The 1,085-nt window shown below is 65.5% G+C and carries 1 protein-coding gene; it reads left to right on the top strand.

Annotated elements, in window-relative coordinates; genetic code table 11:
* The first annotated feature begins 323 nt into the window (after nt 1–323).
* Nucleotides 324–659, top strand: coding sequence for a hypothetical protein (locus AB1460_RS37705; protein ID WP_368967362.1), 336 nt, complete (start codon nt 324–326; stop codon nt 657–659).
* Nucleotides 660–1,085 lie beyond the last annotated feature (426 nt).

Raw genomic sequence — 1,085 nt, 5'->3', positions numbered from 1 at the left:
TCGCCATCCTCCACGGCTGCCTACGCCACCGCACGACCTACGACGAAACCACCGCCTGGCCAGCCCTCACCGACCCCACCCAGGCCGCCGCCGCTTGACAGATAGAACCAAGGGACGTCTACACCCGGCGGGCGTTCCGACCACCCGGTTACAAGATCGGCTCATTACGTCCGTGGACGACCACGGACGTCCGTACAGCCTGGTCACTGCCTGCGGCGTTTCCGTCGCCGTCCACGGGCGTCCGCCGTGGTCTGCCGGCTTGGCTGTAGGAAGTTCCACGGCGTGGAGCCGGCGTGACAGGACGTTCCAAGCAGGATCCGAGCGTGCGAGAGACTGCCCGCATGGGTCGCGGCGTTCGCAATGCTGTGTTGGTCTCGCTCGTCGCATGGCTGTTCTGTCTCAGCGGATGGATCATCTTGCTCGCGGGTGAAGCCGTGCTGGGCTGCCCGCCCCTCATGGAGGATTCCGACTACGGGGAGACTCACTGGACCTGGGCGCCGCCGGGAAACCGGTGCACCTGGTCACTCGCGGAGGGCACGCATGTCGAGTATCCGGCGACGGCAAGGTTCGGCATGCTCGTGCTGTTCGTTTTCTGGCCGGTAAGCACCGTCGTCGTGGCTCGTGCCGCACAGCACGATCGCCGGGACGATGCCGCATAAGTGCCCAGCGCGGGGCCGGATGAAGATGGTGGCCTCCTGTTCCGCACCACCCCTCCCTGTCGCCAACCGCGACTCGATCCTGAAGTGAAGCGGCGCGGCAGCATCCTGGCCGTCGACCTCCCGACTACAAGATCGGCGCGGTTCGTCCGTGGGGGTCCACCGATGTCTGTACAGCCCGGTCGGCGCAATGTCCGATTCTCCAGTCGTCCGCTGGCGTTCGCCATCGTCCGTGGGCTTGGCTGTACGAATGGCTACACCAAGAAAACGTCTCTGAACCTCCTGAGCCCGGCGATGGACCTGTGTCAAGGCTCCCCGAAAACCGACCCCGTGCGGGTCTCTGAATCTTGACCCCCTGCGTCTGGTTGATCAGTTGTGGTTGGGTCGGTCCTTGGTGAGGAGCTCGCGGCGGGCGCGGGTGCGGTAGGA

This window comes from Parafrankia sp. FMc2 (assembly GCF_041008525.1).
Taxonomy (GTDB): Bacteria; Actinomycetota; Actinomycetes; order Frankiales; family Frankiaceae; genus Parafrankia.
This window is presented reverse-complemented; position numbering and strand designations above follow the sequence as displayed.